Consider the following 23,112-nt stretch of genomic DNA (forward strand, 5'->3'; position numbering starts at 1 on the left):
TCGCGTCGCCACCCGCTACGACAAGACCGCCGAAAGCTTCCTGGGCTTCATCGACATCACGTCGATCCGCCTCTGGCTCCGCCATTTGTCAACATGACCTAACGCGCCGTTCCAAAGTCCCGTCCCACCGGGCTTAGGACTCTGGGTTTGCCATGATTCGCTTAGTTCATGATCCGCTGGATCATCGCGCCTGTCGAACGCTAATAATTCCTAGATTACAGGATTTCATTTGGTTGGGTACTGGCGCCCTTGCTGGTGGCCGTCCCTGTGTGGGCAGCAAGGTTGCGATCCTAACAAGTCCGGCTTCCCGTGCGGTTAGGAGCTATGCAGGAATGGGCTCTTCCCTGATTCAAGCTGCATAAGACGGGTGGGCGCGCTCGAAGAGCGATGAATCGTTTGTCTTGACAAAAGGAGAAGAAGTCTGACAAAATCCTACTAATCGGGACTTTATTATATAGAGTGTCGTAGCGGGCTGCGACGGTGGGAGGGCCGATCCGACGGTATAGCGCTGTCGATAAGCGCATTGGAACGCGTTCCGCGCCGCTAGGCGCGAGGGCGGCTCGGATAGAATCAATACTGCTGCGTCTTTGGGAGGGAACGGTGGTCGTCAGAGATCAGAAAAATTTCGTTGCCGGGCTGCTGTACTTGGCCCTGGGCGTAATCGTGGCGGTGTGTTCCATCCGCTATGAGTTAGGCACTGCGGTTCGGATGGGTCCGGGTTACTTCCCGTTCGTCCTTGGGGTGGTCCTATCTCTTACTGGCATCTGCGTGGTGATCGGTGCGCTGGCCCCCGGCGCGCCGTTGACGCAGATTGGCGGATGGCCGTTGCGTAACCTTGTCATCCTGACCGTGGCCGTTGTGCTGTTCGGGGTTGTGCTGGAGCCCCTGGGCCTGATTGTCGCCATCCCAGTCCTGCTCGGTACCGCGTCGCTGGCCAACCCGCAGTTTTCGCTGCGCGCTCTACTGATCTCAGTCGGCTTTCTCGTGCTGCTGAGCTGGATCGTATTCATCAAGCTTCTCGGACTGCAGATCCCCCTTCTGGGGTCTGCATTCGCGAATTAAATCGGGAGCCCGCTTTGGATCTTATCAACAATATCGCGCTTGGCTTCGGCACGGCGATGACCCTGTCCAACCTGGGTTATGCCTTCCTCGGCTGCCTGCTGGGCACGTTGATCGGTGTGTTGCCGGGCCTTGGACCGCTGGCGACCATCTCGATGCTTCTGCCGATCACCTTCGGCATGGATCCGACATCCGCACTGATCATGCTGGCTGGCATTTACTACGGCTCTGCCTATGGGGGATCGACCACCGCCATCCTGGTGAACCTGCCGGGAGAAACCTCGTCCGTGGTAACAGTGATCGACGGCCACGAGATGGCCCGGAAGGGTAGGGCGGGGGTCGCCATCGCGACAGCTGCGATTGGGTCATTCGTGGCGGGCACGGTGGGAACGCTGGTGCTGGCCGCATTCGCAGCGCCACTGGCGCAAATGGCGTTCCGCTTCGGCGCGGCCGACTACTTCTCGCTGATGGTTCTTGGGCTGGTGGGTGCGGTGTCCCTGTCGTCGGGGTCGATCGGGAAGGCCATCGGTATGATCCTGATCGGCATCCTGATCGGCATCGTGGGAATCGACCTGAATTCCGGCGTACAGCGTTTCACCTTTGGCGTACCGCATCTTTGGGAAGGCTTCGACTTCATCGTGATCGCCGTCGGCATCTTCGCCTTCGGCGAGGTGGTCGGCAGCCTTGACCAAGACGAACCGCGTGAAACCTATACCGAGCGCGTCGGCAGCCTGATGCCGAACCGCGAAGATATCCGGCGAATGACCCCATCGATTCTGCGCGGCACCGCCATCGGAACTGTGCTGGGCATCCTCCCCGGAGCGGGTTTGTCGATCGCGTCGTTCTTCTCCTACAGCTTGGAAAAGAAGGTGTCGCGCTTTCGCCATATGATGGGCAAGGGCGCCATCGAAGGCGTCGCCGGGCCCGAGGCGGCAAACAATGCGGCGGCGCAGACGGCCTTCATCCCGACTTTGACGCTTGGCATTCCCGGCAGTGCCACCATGGCCCTCATGCTGGGCGCGATGATCATGCACAACATCCAGCCTGGCCCGCAGGTGATGACCAGCAACCCGCAGCTGTTCTGGGGCCTTATCGCATCGATGTGGATCGGCAACCTGATGCTGGTGATCCTGAACCTGCCTTTAGTCGGAGTGTGGGTAAAGCTGCTGAAGATCCCCTATGGCGTGCTTTTCCCTGCGATCCTGCTGTTTTGCTGCATCGGGGTGTTCGCAAGCCAATTCGCGACCTTCGATATCTATCTTGCCGCGGCATTCGGGGTGGCGGGCTATGTCTTTCGCAAGCTGGAGTGCGAGCCGGCGCCTCTGGTGTTGGGGTTCGTCATGGGACCGCTGCTTGAAACCAACTTCCGCCGCGCGCTTGTCTTGTCAGAGGGAGACTTCATGACCTTCCTGAACGAGCCAATTTCGCTGACGTTCCTGATTATCGCGGCCGCGATGGTTGCTACCGCAAGTTTGCCGTTGATCCGCAAGCGGCGCGACGAGGTGCTTGCAGAAGACTGAAATACCGAAACGAGGCAGGACGTAAAGTTCGGTCGAAACTGTAGGGAGGACTCAATGAACTTCATTCTGAAAGCCGCCGTGGCGCTTGGCGTGATAGCCGCCCCGGCCATCGTCGCTGCGCAAGAATATCCGACCAGTCAGGTGACGGTCGTCGTGCCTTTCGCACCCGGTGGTTCCGTCGACGTTATGGGACGCTACGTCTCGGAGAGCCTATCCAAGCTGTGGGGGCAGGCTGTGGTGGTGGAAAACCGCCCTGGCGCGGGTTCGGCCATCGGTTCGGCCCATGTATCGCAGGCGCGACCCGACGGTTATACGCTGCTGGTCGTTTCCAGCAGCTTCACTACCAATGCCGCTACCCAGCCCAGCTTGCCTTTCGATCCCGTCGAGGATTTGAAGCCCGTGGCCGTGATCGCCTTGGGCGACCGGTTCGTCTCAGCCGGACCGCGGCTTAACATCGGCTCACTTGAGGATCTGGTCCGCGAGGCAAAGTCGAAAAAGGTCTTCTACGGCACCAATGGTGTCGGAAGCCTTGCTCATATGACAGGCGAATTGATGAACGACGTCTTGGGGATCGAGATGGAGACTGTCCATTACAAGGGCGGTTCGGAGGTCATGGTCGATCTGGGCGGCGGTCGCATCGACGTGGCCTTCAGCGGTTACAGCGACTTGGTCAGCGGCATCGGCAAGCCGATCGCTGTCTTGAGTGACAAGCGGTCTTCGGTGCTGCCCGATGTGCCGACCGTTGCCGAGGCGGGCTTTGCAGAGACCGTTGTGCCGAACTGGTGGGGCGTCTTCGCCCCCGCAGGCGTGCCGGATGACGTGCTTGCGAAACTTCACTCCGATGTCGTCCAGGTGATGAGCACACCCGAAGCGGTGGAGTTCCTGGCGACGCAGGCCGCTACCCCCAGCGCGATGGCGACTGCCGAGTTCACCGACTATGTCACGGACGAAATCACCAAATGGCGGGGCATCGCCGAAAAAGCGGGAATGATCGAGCAGTAAGCGAAGCGCAGGACTGCCGTCGTCCGGAGACTGCCACAGGGTCACGAAGCAGTCATAAAGTCGGGAAGGAACCATCATGCTTACGAAAATTCGCAGCCTGCTTGCGGCAGCTGTGCTTATCTTGCCGGGGGTCGCCGGGGCCCAGGATTTTCCAGACAAACAGGTCACGCTTGTCGTTCCCTTCGCGCCCGGCGGCGGCGTTGATACGGTTGGCCGCTACCTGGGTGAAGCCCTCGCCAGGCACTGGAACGAGACGGTGGTAGTGGAGAACCGGCCGGGTGCAGGGTCGGCCGTCGGCGCGGCCCATGTGACTCAGGCGAAGCCGGACGGCTATACGCTGCTCGTCACATCCGCCAGCTTTGCGGCTAATGCTGCCACGCAGCCGAGCTTGCCCTATGATCCGGAGGCAGATCTGCAACCGGTGGCCGTGCTAACGATGGGCGACTTCTTCGTTGCCACCGGACCGGATAAGGGGGTCGACACGCTCGCCGATCTGGTGGAGCAGGCGAAGACGCGCAAGATCTTCTACGGCACTAATGGCGGCGTGGGCAGCATCAGCCACCTGACTGGCGAACTGATGAACGATGTTCTCGGCATCGAGATGGAGCCCGTGCATTACGGCGGCGCTTCGGAGGTGATGGTCGATCTGGGCGGCGGGCGCATTGACATCGCCTTCGCCGCCTACAATGACGTTGCCGGTGGGCTGGGAAAACCCATTGCCGTCCTGAGTTCGACCCACTCCAAGCTGCTTCCCGATGTTCCGACGGTGGCGGAATCCGGCTTCGCCGACACATTTGTGCTTAACTCGTACTGGGTCTTCGCCCCGGCGGGCACACCTGCGGACGTGGTGACACGGATCCACGACGACATCGCCACGGTCATGAATACGCCGGAGGCGGTCGCTTTCCTTGAATCGCAAGCCGCAGTTCCTGGCACGCAGAGCACCGCCGAATTCACCGAGATGGTCCACAACGAGATCGCCAAGTGGCGCTCTGTTGCTGAGGCGTCGGGAGTGACGGCCGACTGAGGCCGCCGCGTCGGCGTCCCTCGCCGCGATCGCGGCGGTGGACGCACCGTCTGAGTCGGGAGGCGAGACCCATGGGGGCCATCATTCAAAGCTGTTTCCGGCAGTAAGGGGCTCCGGTCGTCCGGAGACCGCTAAGCGTCAAGAAGCAGTTAAAAGTCGGGGAGGAATCATCATGCTTACGAAACTTCGCAGCCTGCTTGCGGTGGCGGTACTAATTCTGCCGGGGGCCGCAGGCGCACAGGATTTCCCAAACCGGGAGGTCAGGCTTGTCGTCCCCTTTGCGCCCGGCGGTACCGTCGACGTCATGGGACGCTATGTCGCCGAGAAGCTGTCTGCCGAGTGGCAGCAGCCCGTTGTGGTCGAGAACCGTCCCGGCGCCGGTTCTATGATCGGTGCGGCCAGCGTGTCGCACGCGCGTCCGGACGGGCATGCGCTGCTCATCGTTTCTGGCAGCTACACCACCAGCGCCGCCATCCAGAAAGGCTTGCCCTTCGATCCGGCGACCGACCTCAAGCCGGTCGGTCTGGTGGGGGTGGGCCACTATCTGCTGATTGCCGGGTCGCGCCATCCGATCGGCAGCATGGCCGAATTGGCTGCGCTGGCCAAGGAGCAGAAGGTTTTCTACGGCACGACCGGAGTCGGCAGCATCTCGCATCTTTCGGGACAGCTTCTGAACGATATCCTTGGCACCCAGATGGAGGCCGTCCATTACGAGGGCGGCTCGCCCGCCATGGTCGATCTGGGCGGCGGCAGGCTCGATCTGTTCATCGGCTCGCCCAGTGAGGCGGGAACCGGTCTGGGCAAGCCAATAGCCACCTTCAGCAATATGCGCCTTGCCTCGCTGCCCGATGTGCCCACCGTGGCCGAAGCGGGCTTTCCCGATGCCGAGGTCGCGGCGTGGTGGGGCATCCTCGCGCCGGCCGGCACGCCTGACGACATCGTCGTAAAGATCAACGCCGACATCGCGCGGGTCATGGGCAGCCCCGAGGGCGCGGCGTTCCTGGCCGCGGCGGGTGCCGTGCCGCCGCAGATGGATGCGCAGCAGTTCGCCGACCATGTGAACGGCGAACTGGAGCGCTGGACCGCGCTGGCCGAGAAGCACGGAATCCAGTCGAACTGAGCCGGCCCGGCTTGCTCTGGGTGGAACAAAGACGCCACGGCAAGCGTGGCATCCGTTACAGGGGGGAAGAATGACAACGCATGACGTCATCGTCGTCGGCGGCGGTCCGGGAGGTCTTGCCGCAGCATATTCCGCAGCCAAAGCGGGTGCGCGGGTCGCGATTCTGGAAACCCAGGATCATCTTGGGGGCAATGCGATCCTGTCGACCGGCCATCTGGTGCTGATCGATACGCCGGTGCAGCGACGCAATGGCATAAAGGATTCGATCGAGCTTTTCATGGAGGACGCCGAACGGCAGTTCGAGCGCGAAAAGACCAAGGGCGGCCTGATCTGGGACCGCGAGCTCACTCTGCGGTTTGCTACGGAAAGTCGGGCTACGTATGACGAGATCACCGAACTGGGCATAGAGATTGCGCGGCTCGATTCGAAGCCCTCGCAACATAGTGCTGACAGGCTTCATACGCTGAAAGACCCCACCGCGATAGGACGAGCCTATGGCGAACGGCTGGCGGCGCTTGGTGCCGGCATATTCTTGAGGGCCGAGGTCGATGATCTGATCACCTCGGACGGGCGGGTCACCGGCCTTACGGCGCGTCAGACGATGCCTGACGGTTCGGTGCAACAGCTCGCGCTCGCCGCCAGTCGCGGCGTCATTCTTGCGACCGGCGGCTATCAGGGCAATTTCGAGCTTCGAAGACGGTATCAACCGGAGGAAGCGATCAACAAACACATCGTCGGAGTGAATACTTGTCGCGGGGCCGGGCATGTGCTTGGTGCGTCCGTGGGGGGCGACCTGATCAACATGGCCTACATTCAGCCGATGGTCCTGGTGCCGACGCGCCTGGTGCAGGATGCGGTCGCGGTCAACCTGTCCGGTACGCGCTTTCATGATGAAACCGGGCCCTATGCCGGGCGCGTCGAAAGCCTTGCGCAGCAACCTGAACAGACCGCTTATTATATCGTGGACAGCGAAACGCTTGAACGTCGTGCCGACTTTGTCGGCAGGATGCCGGAAAAGGCGATCATCCGCGACACGCTGACCAAACTTGGCGCCGCGATCGGCTGCGATGTGGCTCAGCTGCAGGACTCGATCCGAGACTGGAACGCATTCCTTGGAGGGTCTGAGTCCAAAGATCCGGTCACGGGGCGTGTGCTTCTGCCCGTGGATCGCAGGACGATCTCGAAACCGCCCTTTGCCGCGCTGCGAATGGTTCGCGGCATCAGCTTTACCTGGGGCGGCTTGACCACGACTCTGGACATGCAGGTTGTCACTGTCCAAGGCAGACCTGTGCCCGGCCTGTTCGCCGTTGGCGATACTGTGGGCGGAATCAACGTCTTGGCCGGCATGGGCGGCCTGCACATATCGCCCGCCATTACCATGGGGCGGATTGCCGGGATCGCTGCCGTCAGGGGGGCCGAAGCAAAGCCGCATATCGTCGCGCCGTCGCAATCAGGAACGTTCGAGCCGTCCAAGCCGCTCAAGTTCGTTCTGTTCGATCTCGAGGAGCGGGCGCAACCCTAGCACAGAGCCGGTGGCGGTGATGCCGCCAATCAGCTGACGATCCGCAAAGATGCGCTTGATCCGACTCGAAAAATAGAACATACGTTTGACTTAATAATGGAGGATGCCATGGCTGTTTCACCGACGATCCTGACCTGCGCCGTGACCGGCGGGGATGATGTTGCCCAAAAGTTTCCACAACTGCCGGTGACGCCGCGCCAGATCGCCGACGCCGTGATCGAGGCCGCGAATGCCGGGGCGGCGATCGCCCATATCCATGTCCGCAACCCTGAAACCGGCAAGCCCAGCATGGAGCTGGAGTATTACCGACAGGTGGTGGACATGCTGCGCGAGTCGGGCACGGATATCATCCTGAACCTGACTACCGGGCCGGGGGCACGCTATGTGCCGGGACTGGAGGAAGCGAATACCTATGGTGACGGATCGAACGTCCAGCCGCCATCATCCCGGGTGCGCCATATCCTTGACCTGAAACCCGAGATCGCCACGCTCGATATGGGTTCGCTGAACTTCGGCCGGGGTGCGCTGATCAACGTGCCGGCGCAGATCGAGACGATTGCGGCCGGCATCCAGCAGGCCGGAGCGCTGCCTGAACTCGAAATCTTCGATGCCGGCCACATGGCGCTGGCGCTGAAGATGCTGGCCGATGGGACCATATCCAAATCGGCGATCTTCCAGTTTGCGCTTGGCATTCCGTGGGGGGCGCCGGCGACGTCTGAAATGGTGTCCTATTTCCGCGGCACCTTACCGCAGGGGGCGCTTTGGGCCGCCTTTGGCGTCGGGCGGACCGAATTCCCGATGGTGGCCCAGGCTTTCCTGATGGGCGGTCACTGCCGGGTGGGCATGGAGGACAATTTCTTCCTGTCCAAGGGCGTTCAGGCGCAGTCGAACGGCCAGTTGGTCGATAAGGCCATCAGCATCATTCGTCAGCTTGGTGGCGAGGTGGCAACCCCGTCCGAGGCCCGCGCCCTGCTGGGACTGCCGCAGCCATGACCGCGCCGTTCCGGGCCGCCTGCCTTCAAGTCTCGCCTGGCAATGACCTGGCGGCCAATCTCGCGGCGATCGCAGAACTGGTCGAGGAAGCGGCGGGACAGGGGGCGGCCTTGGTGGCCCTGCCGGAATTCGCCACCTTCCTGGATCGCAGCAGCCAGGCAATGCGCGGATCGGCCGGGGCCGATGAGGGCTGCGCGGCATTGACCGCGTTGCGTGACCTTGCGCGGCGCCACGGCATCCTGCTGCTGGTCGGCAGTCTGGTGATGCAGACGGACGAAGGACCAGAGGGTCATCTGGCCAACAGGTCTTTCCTGATCGGTCCAGACGGCGGTGTTCTGGCCAGCTACGACAAGATCCACCTGTTCGACGCCGTCCTTGCCGATGGTCGGACCGTCGGCGAATCCCGGCACTACAGGGGGGGCAATGTCACGCCGGTGGTGGAAACGGCGCAGGGGGCGATCGGCATGACGATCTGCTACGACCTGCGCTTTCCGCAGCTTTACCGTGCGCTGGCCTTGGCAGGGGCGGAAATCCTGGCCATTCCCGCAGCCTTTACCGCCGAAACCGGCGCCGCGCATTGGGAGCCCCTGCTGCGCGCCCGCGCCATCGAAACCGGGTGCTTCGTGCTCGCCCCAGCGACCTGCGGCACGCATCCAGGAAACTGGCAGACCTGGGGACATGCCATGATCATCGACCCTTGGGGCCGGGTGCTTGCCAGCTGTGGCGACGAGCTTTCGGGCCTGTGCCTGGCCGAGATCGACCCGGCTGCCTGCGCCACCGCGCGGTCCCGTATCCCAAGCCTGACCACCAACCCCGTTTTCGACGTGGCTCGTGTCACGTCGGATGCAACCTGAAGAAAGGACTACACCATGACCGACAAGATCGTCAATCCGCCCGAAAAGGCTTCGCATTTCATTGCTGCTTCGCAGATGGACTGGGTGCCTTCGGGTGTGGATAAGATTTCGATGAAGATCCTGTACAAGGATGATGACGGCCGCTCGACCATCATGTTCAAGATGGAACCCGGCGCCGTTGTTCCCTTGCACGAACATACCAAGCTGGAACAGACCTATGTGCTGGAAGGGTCGCTGGAGGATGACGAGGGCAAGTGTGGGGCGGGTGACTTTGTATGGCGGCCCGCCGGCAATACCCATATCGCCCATTCCCCGAACGGAGCGGTGATCTTGTCGATCTTTACCGCACCGAACCGCTTCCTGGACGGAACCGAGTTCTTCACACACAAGGTCTGACGGCCGCCGCACTCGACACTTGTCGCTGCCGGCGATATGAAAATCCGGTCGGCGGTGCGTGCCAAGCTGCGTGATCCATGCACCCCGGTCTGGAGGGAAGCGATGAACCGCCCAGTCGCCAAGGCAAAGCGTCCCAGCCGGGCGGGCGCCGCAACGCGCACCCAGATCATGGATGTGGCCGAGGCGATAATATCGGAAGCCGGTCCCGATGCCGTGTCTGTGCGGGACATCGCCAGCAGGGCCGGCGTCAATCTGGCCGCGATCAGCTATCACTTCGGATCGAAGGAAAACCTCTTCAAGGAGGTGGTTGAGCGCCGTATTCTGCCCTTGAACGCCCAGCGGCTGGACCTGCTTGATCGGGCGCTTGAAGCTGCGCCGGATGCGCGTCTGCACGCGATCCTGAATGCGTTTCTTGCTCCTCTGTTCCATTTGGCATGGGATTCACAATACAAGGCGCGGGTCGTCGTCGTCTCTCGATTTCTGAACGACGCCTTTTCCACACCCGAAGGCGGGCGTGCGGTGATCTCGGAATATTACGAGCCGGTGCGTCGCGCCTTTATTCGGGCCCTGCACGGCTGCCTTCCCGAACTTCCGTTGGACGAAGTGATATGGCGCTACAACTCGATGGTTGGCGTCACGCTCTATTCGCTGGGCGGGATCGAGCGGCTTGCCGCCGTCCCGGACCAGTTGGCCGACAACGCCTGGCCGACTGGACCGGAAAACCTGGCACAGGCCCTTTCGCGGACGATCCATTTTTTGGAAGCGGGCTTTCGCGCGCCGCCGACGCGCGGCGGCAGCTGATAGGTCAAGGCTGTTGATTTTCACCCAGAACTGAGCCGGTTAGGCGCATAATTTTCACTGAGAATTGAGCCATGTGAACCTTCTCCCAAAGCGGTGAGCGGCGGGGGCAACGGAGTGATCCACATGGGACTTTTGAACATTATCCGACGCATGCACTTGCGCCAGAAGCTGTCGATCCGCGAGATTTCGCGGCTGACGGGCGTGTCGCGCAACACCGTGACCAAGCATCTGGCGGCGAACACGATCGAGCCAAGGTTCGCGACGCCGGAACGTCAAAGCAAGATTGACCCCTTCGCCGAGAAGTTGGCGGGTTGGCTCAAGACCGAAGCCGGCAAGTCGCGCAAGCAGCGGCGTCGATGAAGCAGTTGCACGCCGATCTCGTAGCACTTGGCTTCACCGGCTCCTATGCCCGGGTCGCGGCGTTTGCACGACGGTGGCGTGCTGATCGGCAGCGCGAACAGCAGACGACGGGGCGCGGGACCTTCGTGCCGCTGCACTTTGACCCTGGCGATGCCTTCCAGTTCGACTGGAGCGAGGATTTTGCGGTTCTGGGCGGCGAGCGCGCCAAGCTGCAGATGGCCCATATCAAGCTGTCGCACAGCCGGGCCTTTTTGCTGCGTGCCTATCCATTGCAGACCCATGAGATGCTGTTCGATGCCCATTGGCACGCGTTCCGTGTCTTCGGCGGCGTCCCTGGTCGGGGCATCTACGATAACATGAAGACGGCGGTGGATCGTGTCGGTCGCGGCAAGGAGCGGCAGATTAACATGCGCTTCCTCGCCATGACGAACCACTATGTGTATGAGCCGGAGTTCTGCAATCCGGCGGCAGGCTGGGAGAAGGGGCAAGTCGAGAAGAACGTTCGGGATTCCCGCCACCAGATGTTGCAAGGCATGCCGGACTTCCCGGACCTGGCCGCGCTGAATGCCTGGTTGGAGCAGCGTTGCCTCGCGTTGTGGCAGCAGACGCCGCATGGCAAACTGCCCGGCACAATCGCTGATGTCTGGGCCGAGGAGCAGGCCGCGCTGATGCCGCTGCCCATCGCGTTCGACGGCTTCATCGAGTTGAGCAAGCGCGTCTCACCCACCTGCCTGATCAGCTTCGAACGCAATCGCTACAGTGTCCCGGCATCATTTGCGAACCGCCCTGTCAGCTTGCGGATCTATCCCGACCGGCTGGTGGTGGCGGCCGAGGGCAACCTCCTTTGCGAACATACGCGCGTGATCGAACGCAGCCACCACCTTCCACCGAAGACGATCTATGACTGGCGGCATTATCTGGCGGTCGTGCAAAGGAAGCCCGGCGCGCTTCGCAACGGCGCGCCGTTTATCGAATTACCTCACGCCTTCAGACAGTTGCAGGATCACATGCTGCGCAAGCCCGGCGGTGATCGCGAGATGGTCGATATCCTCGCCCTCGTGCTTCACCACGATGAGCAGGCCGTGCTGACCGCCGTGGAGCTTGCCTTGGCCGAGGGCGTGCCGACCAAAACCCATGTGCTGAACCTGTTGCACCGGCTGGTCGACGGCAAGGTGATCGGTGGGCCGCCACTGGACACACCACAGGCACTGGCCCTGCACCGCGAGCCCAAGGCCAATGTCGAACGCTATGACGGCCTGCGTGCCCAACTCGCAGGAGGCCGCCATGCGTCATGATCCAGCCGCTGGCGCCATCGTCATCATGCTGCGCAGCCTCAAAATGTATGGCATGGCGCAGGCCGTGACCGATCTGATCGAGCAAGGGGCACCGGCTTTTGAAGCCGCCATCCCGATACTGTCGCAACTGCTGAAGGCGGAACTGGCCGAACGCGAAGTTCGATCAATCGCCTATCACATGAAGTCCGCGCGGTTCCCGGCCTACAAGGATCTCTCCGGGTTCGACTTCGCCGCCAGCGAGATCAACGAGGCCACGGTCAGGACCCTGCACCGTTGCGAGTTCATGGATGGCGCCCAGAACGTGGTTCTGATCGGCGGTCCGGGCACCGGGAAAACACATGTCGCCACTGCCCTCGGCATCCAGGCCATAGAACATCACCGCAGGAAGGTCCGCTTCTTCTCGACCATCGAACTGGTCAACGCCCTCGAACAGGAAAAGGCCAAGGGCAAGGCCGGGCAGATCGCCGAAGGCCTGACCAAGCTCGACCTCGTGATCCTGGATGAACTGGGCTACCTGCCGTTCAGCGCCTCGGGCGGCGCGCTGCTGTTCCATCTGCTGAGCAAACTCTACGAACGCACCAGCGTCGTCATAACCACGAACCTAAGCTTCAGCGAATGGGCTACGGTCTTTGGAGACGCAAAAATGACCACGGCCTTGCTCGACCGCCTCACCCACCGCTGCCACATCCTGGAGACCGGAAACGACAGCTTCCGCTTCAAGGCAAGCTCAGCAGCTGCAGCCAGGAAAAAGAAGGAGACAGACCCGCCCTTGACCCCAGCATGAACCGAAATCCATAATCAGAGGTGGCTCACTTCTCGGTGAAAAAACCGGCTCAGTTCTGGGTGAAAATCAACAGGTCAAGGCGCGCTAACGCCGACCTGGGCCGCCAGAACAACGCCGCACCGCTTGCCCGCCGCCATGTCGTCCTCATCGCCCAGAAAGGCGGTCATGTACAGGGTATGCCCATCGGCGCCGCCAAGCGTGCAGGAAATGCCGCGGCCGTCCACCGTGAACCGGTCGGTGATCGTGCCGCCGTCGAGAACCCTCAGAAATTCGCCGGTGTTGTAGCAGGCGACCCAGATCGCACCCTCGACATCGGCGCACAGCCCGTCGGGCTGGCAGGGCGACAGATCGGCGAACAGTCGGCGATTGGACAACTGCCCGTCAGGGGACAGGTCGAAGGCCGTGATGCGGCCAACCCAGGTCTCTGCCACGATAAGCGTGCGCCCCTGATCGACGATGACAGAGCCGTTGGGAAACTCCACGGCCTCGGCAACGCGGGCGACCCCGCCGGCCGGATCGACGCGGTAAAGCGCGGTCGCCCGAGGCAGTTCCCCCGCGACATAGTCATAGCCGAAATCGCCGCAATAGATGTGGCCCGTCGCGTCGATGGCCATATCGTTCAGGAAGCCGGTGGCATGGCCCGCCAGATCGGCATGAATCGAGAGATCGGTCCCGTTCCAGCGAAGCAGCTTCTGGTCGGCCTGCGAGATGATCAGCAAATCACCGTGTGGCAGAAAGCCGAGTCCTGCCGGGCGATGCGGCACGTCGATGGTGGTGACGATCTGTTTGCCGTCATCCGTCATCTCGATGACCTTGAGGTCGAAGACGTCCGACACCCAAAGCCGACCATCCCGCCATTTCGGGGCTTCAAGAAACCGAAAGCCCTCTGCCAGCAACTGGGGTTCGGACATCACCATTGCTTCGACTTCCTTACCATCCGCCATCGCAGTGAATGTCCTGTCCGGTGATCAGATCGGACTCGGCCGAGGACAGGAACAGCGCCAGATTGGCGATGTCCGCCGGCTCGATCCGCCGCTTCAGGCTTTGGCGGTCCAGAATCCAGTTGTGATAGGCGTCGCGGCGTTCGCCAAAGTGCCGTCCTTCCGCATCCGACACCACGGCACCGGGAGAGATGCCGTTGACATTGATCCCGTAGTGACCCAGTTCGCGCGACATCGACTTGATCAGTCCATAAACCGCCCCCTTCGAGGCGACATAGGGGACAAACCCCTCCCAGTGGCCGTTCAGCGTTGCCGAGGTCATGCAGACGATCTTGCCCTGCCGCCTTTCCTTCATGCGGTGGCTGACCGCGCGGATCAGCACGAAGGCCGCCGACGAGTTCACGCGGATTTCCTCCTCGTATTCGGCGATTGAAAAGGCTTCGTGGCCCTTGTTCACGACGGTGGCCGCATTGTTGACGAGGATGTCGATCCCGCCCACCTCCTCGGCAAGTGCGGCTGCCGCGGCTTCGGTGCCCGCCAGATCGTTCAAGTCGCAGCCGAAATAGCGCACGCCGTCGGCAAGATTGGCCAGCGTCGCTTCGGCGTCCGCTGCATCCGGCCGGTCCGCCGCAATGACGCGCGCGCCCTCGGCCGCGAAACGCTGCACCAACGCCTGACCGATGGTGCCAAGCGCCCCCGTGATAAGCGCAATTTTCCCGGCCAACTGACCCATGACTACCCTCCCCTTGGTGCCGCAGCCCCCAGCAGGAGCAATGCAGTAGGAAGAAAATCCCACAATAGGGGATAAGTCAACAAAAATGTATTCGCTGGCGGGCTGGACCGGGACGGTTCCGCCCTTGAATTGGCGTTGTTGCGCAACTCAGGCCTGAGGCGTGATGCTCCCTTTCCCCTTCAGCTTCAGGCCGCGCGAATGATTTCGGCCGTTCCAAGGGCCGAGAAGCGGTTCATGAGGGCGACGCGGATCTGGATTTCTGCGGTTTGGCGGTCGGGGTCTCTGGCGGCGATGCGTTCGCCGAAGGCCTTGAGGCACCGCATCTTCGCCTCGATCCGGCTTCGGACGTGGTATCCCGTCCATCGCTTCCAGAATGCCCTGCCGTAGTGCCGGGTGGCGCGGAGGGTTTCGTTTCGGGCGATTGCGGCCGGGCAGTCCTCTTTCCACGGCCGCCCGTTCTTGCGGATCGGAATGATTGGAGTGGCCTGCCGGTCGATGATGGCGGCATGGCAACGGCGGGTGTCATAGGCCCCATCAGCGGTCACCGTGCCGATCTCTTCGTCGCCGTGTATCTGGTCGAGCAGCTCCGGCAGAACGGGACTGTCGCCATCGCTGCTGGGGGTAAATTCGACCGCCCGGATGTCAGATGTGGCAGTATCCATGGCCAGATGGACCTTCCGCCACTGGCGTCGGCCTTGAACGCCATGCTTTCTGGCCTGCCATTCACCATCGCCGAGGAACTTGATGCCGGTGCTGTCCACCAGCAACTTCAGGGGGCCATCGGCGCGCCGGTAGGGGATCTGGACGGCCAGTGTCTTCTGACGCCTGCACAGGGTGGTGTAGTCGGGCACCGCCCAGTCTAGGTCCGCCATCTTGAGCAGGCTGGCCACCATCCCGGTCGTTTGCCGAAGCGGAAGTTTGAACAGGACCTTGATCGTCAGACAGAACTGGATCGCGGCATCCGAGAACACCGCAGGGCGACCGGGCTTGCCGTCATGCGACGCGAGCCAGGTCATCTCCTTGTCCAGCCAGATAAGCAGCGACCCGCGCTTGCGTAGCGACTCCGTGTAGCTGGACCAGTTCGTCGTGCGATAGCGGGCGCGTGATGGCTTGCTCATGCGGACCGTCTAAACGTATGGATTAACGATGTGAATCCTCGACGGTCAGAGTTCTGCAACAACGCCCCTTGAATTGGCCCAGAGTTTCATATGTAAAAGACAGTAATTATGTGCTGGCGATATGTGACGCGAATGTCGGACCCACGACTTGATCATGACGGCGAAAAATATCGGGCGCCTGCCCTGGCGAAAGGGCTTGATATTCTGGAACTGCTGGCCGCGGACGCGGATGGGCTGACGCAGGTCGAGATCGCCAAGGAGCTTGGCCGCACCACGCCAGAGATCTTTCGGATGTTGGCCGTCTTGCGTCAGCGGGACTATGTGTGGCTCGACAAGGACGACCGGTATCATCTGAGCGCGAAGATGCTGGAAGTCGCCTATCGGCACCCTCCGGTGCAACGCTTGCTGTCGCTGTCGCGCGTACCCATGCGGCAGCTTGCGCACCAGATCAACCAGTCGGTTCACATGTGCATCCTCCATGCCGGCCGTCTGCTGGTGGTGGCCCAGTTCGACAACCCCGACCTCAATATCAACACCGTGCGTCTTGGGGCGCAGATCCCGATCTATGATTCAGCGTCGGGCCGGGTGTTGGCGGCGTTCATGGATCAGGAAGAACGCGCCCATCTTCTGGATCTTGCCGGGCCAGAGCCAGCCGACCGCCGCGCGCAATTTCTGGCCGACCTCCCAAAGGTCCGGGCTGTCGGCTATTGTGAAGGCCCGTCGATGACGATCGAGGGGATCACCAATCTGTCCGCGCCGGTGTTCGATTTCACCGGGCAGGCGGTCGCCGCCCTGACCACGCCGTTCATCCGTCGCCTGACAGGAGACGGCTTGCCGTTGTTGGCAGAGGCCCGGACGACCTTGACCACGACTTGCGCGGAACTGTCGAAGAAGCTGGGCTTCGCAGGCAAAGAGTCTGTCTTGGACTGATTCGCACTGTCGCGTATTGCGAGACTTTGTAACTGCGTTGCGCCGGCCCACGTATGGCATTCATGCCGTTCGGCAGGGCGGAAACCAAACCCTTCCTGAGTATAGTGAAGCAAAATCAAACAGTAACGCTGTTCGCTTTCGCATGTCCTGCAAGCAAAGGAATATTGACGGAAAGATGCGTATATGAAACTATACTTTCATAAGAGAAATTTGTGGCGCACCACGCTACTTCCCGTCCCAGACGTTCAGATCGCGGGACGCCGGCTGCGCCGAGGGACTAGGGAGGCCCTGCAGGATGGTTCGTTTCGAAAATCAGGTTGTCGTGGTCACTGGCGCCGGAAGCGGTATCGGCGCCGCCACCGTGAAAAGGCTGCATGACGAAGGCGCAACGGTCATCGCTGCTGATGTGTCCCAGGACGCACTGCACGGTACTGCTGACGGGGGCGGATCAAGGATCGAGGCGCTGGTTCTGGATGTCTGCGACCACGCTGCCGTACAGACCGCCCTGGCGCAGATCCGCGCCCGGCTGGAGCGGCTGGATGGGGTGGTCAATTGCGCCGGCATCACCGGGGTCGGCAGCATCATCGACACCGATCCCGAAAAGCATCGCAAGATCATGGATGTGAACCTGAACGGCACGATCAACATGTGCCAAGCCTTCGTGCAGGCCGTGAAGGATGACACCTGGCCGCGCGCCATCGTCAACATCTCGTCCGGGGCGGGCATTCTGGGGGTGCCGAACCGGCTGTCCTATGTCGCCTCGAAGTTCGGAATTTCCGGCATTTCAAAGTCGATGGCGCCCGAGCTTGGTCCGCTTGGCATTCGGGTGAACGCCGTGGCGCCCGGCGTGACCCGCACACCGCTGATGGACTATGCCTTGCAGGATCCGGTTCGCGCCAGCGCCATTCTTGCCGCCCATCCGATCGGCCGGATCGGCGAACCCGAGGAAATCGCTTCCGTCATCGCCTTTCTCCTGTCGGCCGACGCCAGCTTCATGACCGGGGCTGTTGTCTCGGTCGATGGCGGACAGACTTCCTGTCTCTGAGGCGTCGCCGCCAAGTGAACCGGGGGGAGGGCACAATGGTCGAAATTCGGCTTCTGGCCGACTGCAGGAATCACCTGGGCGAGAACCCGCTCTGGGACGTGCAGGGGGAGCGGCTCTACTGGATCGACAGCACTGCTTGCGAAATCTGGGCATGTCGCGCCGATGGCAGCGAGTTGCGCACCCACTATGTGCCGACGTTCATCGGTTCGATGGCATTGCGCAAAGGTAGCGGAGCGATCCTGGCGCTGGCGAATGGCTTTCATTTCTATGATTTCGCCAGCCAAGAGACGACGCTGATCGCCAACCCCTTGGCCGACAAGCCGGGATACCGCTTCAACGACGGCAAGGTGGACCGCGCGGGCCGCTTCTTTGCGGGCTGCATGGGCCATGACTGTGACCCGTCGGACGTAACGGTGCCGCGCAAGCCCGGCGCCGAAGGCCCGCTCTATCGGATAGACGCTGATCTTTCGGTTCATCAGATCGACGCCGGGATGATCTGCTTCAATGCGCCATGCTGGAGTCCCGACAACCGAACCTTCTATTATGGCGATAGCGAGCACAAGGTCATCTGGGCAAGCGACTATGACCTTGCCACGGGCGGCGTCTCGAACCGGCGCCTGCTGATCTCGGACCAGGGCTTTCCAGGAACCGTGGACGGCGCGACCGTCGACAGCGAAGGTTTCCTGTGGAATGCCAAAGTGTTGGGCGGCCGCATCATCCGCTATGCCCCCGATGGTTCAATCGATCGCGTGATCGAGGCTCCTGTGCGCAACGTGACCAGCGTCATGTTCGGCGGGCCAGATCTGGACGTGCTCTATGTCACCAGCATGGCCAAGCCGGTGCGCGGCGTTCCCACCACGCAGGCCGGGGCGGGCGGGCTGTTTGCCATTCATGGGCTTGGCGTGCGCGGCCTGCCGGAAACCCGTTTTGCCGCCTGACCGACGGCTTCATCTCTTCCTTGCGAAACCGAAAGACCGACCATGACCGAAGATCGCGATATCTCTCATGCCTTCGCCCGCTTTGCCGCGGAAACCCGCTTTGCCGATCTGCCCGCCGGTGCGGTCGAGGCCGCCAAGAAAAGCATCCTGGATACGCTGGGCGTCATGCTGGGGGCCAGCGGGATGGAGCCCGCCGTCCGCCCGATCCTTGATCTCGTGACCGAAGCGGGCGGCAAGGCCGAGGCAACCGTTATGGGGCTCGGCGGCCGTCTGCCCGCACCAGCGGCGGCCTTCGCGAACGGGACGCTTGCTCATGGGCTGGACTATGACAGCCAGACGCCCTGGGGTGCGCATCCCGACAGTTCGCTGGTGCCCGCGCTTCTGGCCCTGGCCGAACGCAAGGGCGGCGTCACCGGTGAGGAATTGATCACGGCCGTGGCCATCGGACAGGAACTGTTCATCCGACTGCGCTGCAACGTCCGCTGGAACATGGACTGGAACCTGTCCAGCGTCGTGGGGGTCTATTCCGGCACGGCCGCTTGCGGCGCGCTTCTGGGCCTGGACGCTACGCAGATCACCAATGCGATGGGCATTGTCAGCCTGACCGCTGGCGGCACGATGGAGCAGATCTTCGGCATCGGGAGCGATCTCCGCGGTCTTTACGCCGGCTTTATCGCCCAAAGCTGCGTGACCGCGGCGCTGCTAGCGCAAAAGGGCATGTTGGGCATGGGCCGTCTGTTCGAGGGCGAGGCGGGCGTCTTCAAGGTCTATTTCGGCGGCGAATACAACCGCGAGAAGATGCTGGAGGGCTTGGGGTCCGACTATCTGTGCGAAGGGATGACCTACAAGTACTGGCCCGCCGTCGGCAACGCCCACACCTATATCCATGCCGCGATCGAGTTGATGCGCGAAAACCCGATCCCCGTCGAGGATATCTCGGCGGTCCGGGTCTATGTGGGCAGCTTTGCCGAACGGATGTGCAAGCCGGTCGAGGCGCGCAAGCGCCCCGCGACCATGATGGATGCCAAGTTCTCGCTGCCCTTCACCATTGCCGTGGCGCTGAGCGCGGGCAGGATGTCGATCGGCGACTTCGCCCCCACCGCCTTGCAGGATCCGCGTATCCTGGCCTTGGCCGACAAGGTCGAGGGGGTGTTCGACCCGGCCTTCAACTGGAACCTGAAACTGCCCGCAGGCAAGGTCGAGGTTGTGACGACGGATGGCCGCACCCTGTCGCGACTGGGCGAGGATGTGCCCGGCACGCCTGAACGTCCGATGACCTGGCCCGAACTGGAAACGAAATTCGCGGATTGCGCCGGGGTCGCGGCATCTCCGCTGGATGCGCAGCGCATCCGGCGCGTGCAGGCGCTGGTGCGCGGGCTGGAAACCTGTCCCCGGACAGAGGAGCTGATTTCCGCGCTGCACTGACCCTGCATGTGCCGGTGTCGGGGCAGGAGGCACCGGCGCCAGCCAGGCCGAACGATCATCTCGGGGAGGAGGAGACGTATGGACAGAATGGAAAAGGTGCTTGGCGTGCTTACCAACGCGCTGATGTGGCTAAGCGGGATATGCATTACGGGCATGATGGTGCACGTCTTTCTTGACGTGCTTGCCAAGGCCGTGGTGCAGCAGCCGCTTCCCGGCACGTCAGAGATCGTGGCGCGTTACTATATGCTGGCTGCGGTTTTTCTGCCGCTGCCCCTGGTCGAGATGCGCAACAGCGCCATCGTGGTCGATCTGTTCTATGATCGCTTCGGGCCAGGTTTCCAGCGCATCTGTCTTGTCCTTGCCTATATTGGTCAGGTGGCCTTCTTCTCGCTTTTGACCTGGCGGTCGTTCTGGGATGCCGTCAAGGCCTTCGCGCGGGGCGAATTCGTGGACGGCCAGATTCCGATCACCGTCTGGCCATCGGCCTTCTTTCTTCCGGCAGGCTTCGGGGTCGCCGCGCTGATCGGCGTCTTCCGGCTTGTCCAAATCGTCACGCGCGACGATTGGCAGGAAGCGGCCGCGCCGCACAACCAGTCGGATACGCATCCGCTTCCGCCGGAGGCGGTTTGATCATGGATCGTCTTGAAATCGGAACTGTCGGCATTGCGGCCGTCCTTGTCCTGCTGGCGCTGCGGATGCCGGTGGGCGTGGTGCTGGGCATCGTGTCCTTCATCGGCATCAGCGTGATCACCAGCACCGGCGCCGCCTGGGGCATCCTGACCGCCATCCCCATGAACTTCGTCGCGCAATGGAGCCTGAGCGCCGTGCCCATGTTCCTGCTGATGGGCTATATCGCCGCGCAAGCCGGGCTGACCCGCGGCCTGTTCTCCAGCGCGCGGATGCTGATCGGGCGCATTCCCGGTGGCCTCGCCTCGGCCACGGTCATCGCCTCGGCGCTCTTCGCCTCGTCCTCGGGGTCGAGCGTGGCGACGGCTGCGGCTTTCTCCCGCATCGCGGTGCCCGAGATGATGAAGGCCAACTACAAGGCTTCGCTTGCCACCGGGTCGGTGGCGGCGGCGGGGACGCTCGGCTCGATGATCCCGCCGTCGATCCTGATGATCCTGTTCGGCATCTTCACCAACACCTCGATCAGCCAGCTGTTCGTCGCGGGCATTCTGCCGGGCATCCTGTCGGCCGTGGCGTTCATCGTCATGATCACCCTGCGGGCGACCTTCACGCCGGATCTGGCGCCACGATACCGCGGCACGCACACCAGGGTCGAGCTTTGGGCGGCGATCCGCGACATCTGGCCCTTACCCGTCCTGATCCTGGGGGTTCTCGGCGGGATTTTCGCCGGCATCTTCACGCCGACCGAATCTGGTGCGATCGGTGCGGTCTGCGCCCTGCTCATCGCGCTGTCGCGCCGGTCGATCAATCGCAAGGCCTTTGCCCAAGCCGTGATCGCAACGGCGGAAGGGACCGCCACCGTCTTCCTCATCGCGATCGGCGCGACGATGTTCTCGGTCTTTCTGGGGCTGACCGGGGTACCCGCCGCGCTGGCGGAAGTCCTGCTGGGGATCGTGGAATCGCCGCTGGCCGTGATCGCCGCGATTGCCGTGCTGTACATCATCCTGGGCATGTTCGTCGAAAGCGTGGCGATCATGCTGTTGACCATCCCGATCATCGACCCGGTGCTGAAAAGCCTGGGCATCGACATGATCTGGTTCGGAATCATCGTGATCAAGCTTCTGGAAATCGGGCTGATCACGCCGCCGGTCGGCCTGAACCTGTTCGTGGTCAAAAGCGCGATGGGATCGCGCGTGTCGCTGACCGAGGTGATCCGGGGCGCATCATGGTTCGTCCTGACCGACCTGGTGACGCTGACGCTGATCGTCCTGTTCCCGGCAATAAGCCTTTTTCTACCAAGCCTGATGAAGTGACCCTTCGGGCCGAACCAGATCAACAGAGGAGGAAACCATGAAAATCAGTCTGCATACCACCGCCCTTGCCTTGGCCCTTACGGCCTTGTCGGCTGCCCCGGGCAGCGCCGAGACCTTCCGGGCCGCGACCTTCAATGCGGCGAATTCGCCGAATGCCCAGTTCCTTGCCGACTTTGCAGAGCATGTGAAGGAAGGCACGGACGGGGCCGTGGAGTTCGAGATCTTCGCCGGCGGTGCGCTTTTGCCGGGGGAAGGCACCCTGCCCGGCGTCCAGAGCGGCGTGGCCCAGATCGCCAATATCAACGCCTCGCAGATCCCGTCCGAGATGCCTTTCGACAATGTGGTTTCCGACTTAGGCTTTCTGGCCGACGACCAGATGGCGCTGGCCTTCGCCACCACCGAGTTGCGGTTCTTCAACGAGCAGTTGCAAGCCGAGATCGAGCGGAACGACCTGGTGTTCGGAACCGCATTCACCATCGGCATCTGGAACATCATCTGCGGTGAGCCAGTCCAGAGCCTTGCCGACCTCAGGGGCAAGCTGATCCGCGGCACCGGCGGTGCGCAGATCGACTTCATCAAATATATCGGCGGCACGGTCGTCAGCGTTCCGCCGACCGAGATCTATACCGGCATGCAGCGCGGCTCGCTGAACTGCACTGCCGGCAGCCCCGAATTCCTGACCGTGTTTTGGCGGCTCAGCGAGGTAGCGAAGTCGGTATACCTGATCCCACTGGGATCCCTGCCGACGGGCGGCTACTTCATGAACAAGGACTTCTGGCAGGACCGTTCCGAGGAGGAACGCCGCGCCATCCTTGACGCCCTGTCCTTTGCGACGGCAAAAAGCCTTGTCGAATGGGGCGCACTGATCGACGAGGCTTTCGAGACGGCCAAAGCCGCGGACATCGCCCTTGTCGAGCCGACGCCCGAGGACATGACCACGCTGAAGACCTTCAGCGATGACTTCGTCGCGAACTTTGCCACCGCGCAGATGGAAAAGCGTGGCATCGAGGATCCGTTGTCCATCGTCGACGACATGATGGCTCTGAACGACAAGTGGAGCAAGTTGCTCGCCGGGATCGACCGCACGGACGTGGCGGCGGTGAAGGCGCTTCTGGATCAGGAGATCTTCTCCAAGGTCGATATCGCGACTTATGGCATGAACTGAGGCCAAGGGCAGGGGCGCGCCCCGGGCAAGCGCCCCTGCATGAAAGAACGCAAGCGGGCGCTGCGGCCTGCGGTCCAACAGGAAATTGCCGCCGATGGCTTTCACCATCGGCGGCAACTGAACGATCAGACGAAGCGTGGGGGC

The 23,112-nt window shown here is 62.2% G+C and carries 21 protein-coding genes and 2 pseudogenes; 20 read left to right on the forward strand and 3 right to left on the reverse strand.

The annotated features are described in order from the left end of the window. From ACDP63_RS14590 to istB, 13 genes and pseudogenes are all read left to right on the forward strand, one after another. Positions 1-97, forward strand: a pseudogene (locus ACDP63_RS14590) (IS5/IS1182 family transposase); the annotation flags it as partial. 503 nt (positions 98-600) lie between these two features. Further along, the gene (locus ACDP63_RS14595; RefSeq protein ID WP_409928143.1) at positions 601-1,062 is read left to right on the forward strand and encodes a tripartite tricarboxylate transporter TctB family protein; all 462 of its coding nucleotides are present in this window, start codon (positions 601-603) and stop codon (positions 1,060-1,062) included. A gap of 14 nt (positions 1,063-1,076) precedes the next feature. Then, positions 1,077-2,579 (forward strand): tripartite tricarboxylate transporter permease, encoded by a 1,503-nt coding sequence (locus ACDP63_RS14600; RefSeq protein WP_409928144.1) that lies wholly within the window; start codon positions 1,077-1,079, stop codon positions 2,577-2,579. A 54-nt stretch (positions 2,580-2,633) separates the two neighbouring features. Next, positions 2,634-3,581 (forward strand): Bug family tripartite tricarboxylate transporter substrate binding protein, encoded by a 948-nt coding sequence (locus ACDP63_RS14605; protein WP_409928145.1) that lies wholly within the window; start codon positions 2,634-2,636, stop codon positions 3,579-3,581. Between the two features lie 76 nt (positions 3,582-3,657). After that, on the forward strand, positions 3,658-4,608 hold the full coding sequence (locus ACDP63_RS14610) for a Bug family tripartite tricarboxylate transporter substrate binding protein (RefSeq protein ID WP_409928146.1): 951 nt from the start codon (positions 3,658-3,660) through the stop codon (positions 4,606-4,608). Between the two features lie 172 nt (positions 4,609-4,780). Continuing rightward, on the forward strand, positions 4,781-5,728 hold the full coding sequence (locus tag ACDP63_RS14615) for a Bug family tripartite tricarboxylate transporter substrate binding protein (protein ID WP_409928147.1): 948 nt from the start codon (positions 4,781-4,783) through the stop codon (positions 5,726-5,728). A gap of 70 nt (positions 5,729-5,798) precedes the next feature. Then, a complete protein-coding gene (locus tag ACDP63_RS14620; protein WP_409928148.1) occupies positions 5,799-7,250 on the forward strand; it encodes an FAD-dependent oxidoreductase in 1,452 nt (483 codons plus the stop codon). 108 nt (positions 7,251-7,358) lie between these two features. Beyond that, a complete protein-coding gene (locus ACDP63_RS14625; RefSeq protein WP_409928149.1) occupies positions 7,359-8,243 on the forward strand; it encodes a 3-keto-5-aminohexanoate cleavage protein in 885 nt (294 codons plus the stop codon). Next, positions 8,240-9,097: a carbon-nitrogen hydrolase family protein gene (locus ACDP63_RS14630; RefSeq protein WP_409928150.1), complete on the forward strand. Its 858-nt coding sequence runs from the start codon at positions 8,240-8,242 to the stop codon at positions 9,095-9,097. The genes ACDP63_RS14625 and ACDP63_RS14630 overlap by 4 nt, the downstream gene beginning before the upstream one ends. Positions 9,098-9,112: 15 nt before the next feature. Further along, a complete protein-coding gene (locus tag ACDP63_RS14635) occupies positions 9,113-9,493 on the forward strand; it encodes a cupin domain-containing protein (RefSeq protein ID WP_409928151.1) in 381 nt (126 codons plus the stop codon). A gap of 102 nt (positions 9,494-9,595) precedes the next feature. After that, entirely contained in the window at positions 9,596-10,294 is a 699-nt protein-coding gene (locus ACDP63_RS14640; protein WP_409928152.1) for a TetR/AcrR family transcriptional regulator, read from the forward strand. Positions 10,295-10,417: 123 nt separating this feature from the next. Beyond that, positions 10,418-11,949: pseudogene (gene istA / locus ACDP63_RS14645) on the forward strand (IS21 family transposase). Continuing rightward, positions 11,939-12,733, forward strand: a complete 795-nt coding sequence (gene istB, locus ACDP63_RS14650) for an IS21-like element helper ATPase IstB (RefSeq protein ID WP_409928153.1) — start codon at positions 11,939-11,941, stop codon at positions 12,731-12,733. Before istA ends, istB begins: the two are co-directional and overlap by 11 nt. Positions 12,734-12,807: 74 nt before the next feature. Here istB and ACDP63_RS14655 read toward each other — a convergent pair whose 3' ends face one another. The 3 genes from ACDP63_RS14655 to ACDP63_RS14665 form a co-directional block, all read right to left on the reverse strand. Continuing rightward, complete coding sequence (locus tag ACDP63_RS14655; protein WP_409928154.1) at positions 12,808-13,644, reverse strand: SMP-30/gluconolactonase/LRE family protein; 837 nt, start codon at positions 13,642-13,644, stop codon at positions 12,808-12,810. A gap of 19 nt (positions 13,645-13,663) precedes the next feature. Next, positions 13,664-14,407, reverse strand: a complete 744-nt coding sequence (locus tag ACDP63_RS14660; protein WP_409928155.1) for an SDR family oxidoreductase — start codon at positions 14,405-14,407, stop codon at positions 13,664-13,666. A gap of 185 nt (positions 14,408-14,592) precedes the next feature. Continuing rightward, positions 14,593-15,525: an IS5 family transposase gene (locus ACDP63_RS14665; RefSeq protein WP_409928156.1), complete on the reverse strand. Its 933-nt coding sequence runs from the start codon at positions 15,523-15,525 to the stop codon at positions 14,593-14,595. 132 nt (positions 15,526-15,657) lie between these two features. Here ACDP63_RS14665 and ACDP63_RS14670 point away from each other — a divergent pair, with 132 nt between their 5' ends. The 7 genes from ACDP63_RS14670 (at position 15,658) to ACDP63_RS14700 (ending at position 22,968) form a co-directional block, all read left to right on the forward strand. Further along, on the forward strand, positions 15,658-16,455 hold the full coding sequence (locus ACDP63_RS14670; protein ID WP_409928157.1) for an IclR family transcriptional regulator: 798 nt from the start codon (positions 15,658-15,660) through the stop codon (positions 16,453-16,455). A gap of 295 nt (positions 16,456-16,750) precedes the next feature. After that, positions 16,751-17,500, forward strand: coding sequence for an SDR family NAD(P)-dependent oxidoreductase (locus ACDP63_RS14675; protein ID WP_409928158.1), 750 nt, complete (start codon positions 16,751-16,753; stop codon positions 17,498-17,500). Positions 17,501-17,535: 35 nt separating this feature from the next. Next, positions 17,536-18,438 (forward strand): SMP-30/gluconolactonase/LRE family protein, encoded by a 903-nt coding sequence (locus tag ACDP63_RS14680; protein WP_409928159.1) that lies wholly within the window; start codon positions 17,536-17,538, stop codon positions 18,436-18,438. Between the two features lie 42 nt (positions 18,439-18,480). Further along, positions 18,481-19,863: an MmgE/PrpD family protein gene (locus ACDP63_RS14685; RefSeq protein WP_409928160.1), complete on the forward strand. Its 1,383-nt coding sequence runs from the start codon at positions 18,481-18,483 to the stop codon at positions 19,861-19,863. Between the two features lie 78 nt (positions 19,864-19,941). After that, the gene (locus ACDP63_RS14690) at positions 19,942-20,493 is read left to right on the forward strand and encodes a TRAP transporter small permease (protein WP_409928161.1); all 552 of its coding nucleotides are present in this window, start codon (positions 19,942-19,944) and stop codon (positions 20,491-20,493) included. Between the two features lie 2 nt (positions 20,494-20,495). Continuing rightward, positions 20,496-21,803 (forward strand): TRAP transporter large permease, encoded by a 1,308-nt coding sequence (locus tag ACDP63_RS14695; protein WP_409928162.1) that lies wholly within the window; start codon positions 20,496-20,498, stop codon positions 21,801-21,803. 37 nt (positions 21,804-21,840) lie between these two features. Beyond that, complete coding sequence (locus ACDP63_RS14700; RefSeq protein WP_409928163.1) at positions 21,841-22,968, forward strand: C4-dicarboxylate TRAP transporter substrate-binding protein; 1,128 nt, start codon at positions 21,841-21,843, stop codon at positions 22,966-22,968. Positions 22,969-23,112 lie beyond the last annotated feature (144 nt).

This window comes from Paracoccus sp. P2, from assembly GCF_046335115.1.
Lineage (GTDB): Bacteria > Pseudomonadota > Alphaproteobacteria > Rhodobacterales > Rhodobacteraceae > Paracoccus > Paracoccus pantotrophus.